Source organism: Okeania sp. SIO2C2, from assembly GCF_010692625.1.
Lineage (GTDB): Bacteria > Cyanobacteriota > Cyanobacteriia > Cyanobacteriales > Microcoleaceae > Okeania > Okeania hirsuta.
This window is the reverse complement of sequence record NZ_JAAHGM010000162.1, coordinates 1-1,464: the sequence shown is the minus strand read 5'-3', so window position 1 is coordinate 1,464 and position 1,464 is coordinate 1. Positions and strand designations below refer to the sequence as shown.

The 1,464-nt window shown below is 35.0% G+C and carries 1 pseudogene; it reads right to left on the bottom strand.

Annotation, left to right across the window (positions count from 1 at the left end):
- Positions 1–25 precede the first annotated feature (25 nt).
- Positions 26–1,382, bottom strand: a pseudogene (locus tag F6K18_RS36095) (IS701 family transposase).
- Positions 1,383–1,464: the final 82 nt, after the last annotated feature.

Sequence of the window (1,464 nt, the reverse complement as noted above, 5' to 3'; positions counted from 1 at the left end):
ACCTCAATCTTTTATCAGAAGGAGATTATACCTGAGTATATCCCCAAACCAATCCCAGATTGGCTTGATGTAGAGCAAAAATATCTTGATGATCTTGCAACCAACAAAAAAAGTTGTCAGAAATACTTGTGAGAAATGCTTCTCAGGTTTCTGTAAAATTTGTCACAGGTTTCTGAGCACGGGCGTTTTCTTAGCCCTCCCATTAATTGCTGATAAATCATGAAAGTATAGGCAACAAAAACTCAAATAAAGTGAGGTATGACACTGGTTTTATTTCTTACTTGATACTCTTTTAAACCTCACCACCCTTTAGCTTCTCTATCAAACTTTTCAATATAGTTTCTATGAGAAAAATTTGTAACTATCCATTCTCCTGTTACATTTTTATTTGGTTTATTTGTGATTAAATAATCAATTTCAGTCGCGGATTCTATGGAACTACTATTCATGACGATTGCTATAGTTCTTTGACCATCCAGACCTTTGATTTCTGCTTCTATGGTAGCTACCCAAACTTTTTGAGGTCTATCTTGTTTGAAAGTAACTTCAGTAAAATCTGTTTGAGCCAAAGAAAATATAATTTCATCTAACCTTTTTTGTGACTGTTTTTTTCCTGTGTTTTGATGAATAACACCAACCAAGGGATTTTGAGCTAAACCACCTATATAATCAAGGTCTAGACTTTCTAGCTCCTGGAAAAATCAAGAGTTATTACCATAACCTCCATCTATTAAAATTATGGATGGTCGATATTTTCTGGACAAAGTTTTTTTAACCAACTTGATTGCTAAATCAGGTTGGTTTACAAATTCTTTATCCTCTTTACCATCTGGTCAAGAGGATGAACTTTGATATAATTCAATATCTAAAGCAAGACTTCTTACTCCATCATATAAATGGCTTGTAACTATGACTACTCCATTGTCTGTTTGACCAATTTCTCCCAGATATTGTCTACCAACTCCATCAGTAAAATTACCACTTCTTGCTCCGTCTTTACGCCCTCGGAAACCTCAGGGCAGGCGGTGCACTTTTTCTGTGTCCAGAATCGTCAATAATCAGAGCAAACCCATTTCTAATTCTGGTTTGATTTCCTTGATTCATAATTTTTAAGCGACGTTTGCTGGCGCAAAGCTTCGCTAACATTGATCAAGCTTTCATTCCATTTTGCCGGGCTTATATAATGATATATATGATCGTAGGTCGCACCAACAAAATTGTTGGTCATTTGAGCAATATTTTTCCTTTGACTTTCTCCAAGTAATCCTGCTAAATCATCACGGAATCCCTTTTTTTGACAAGGCTGTTTTAAATAAATCATCAAACTTTTGACACCACTTTTCAAAGCATGGAGGTAAGGCACACAGGGTTGTTTCTCTCATTGGTGGAATATTTTCAGGTAAAAGTATTGCTGTATAATAATTTTAGACTATTTTACCACATTTTTTTCCTAAAGTCCAGTTA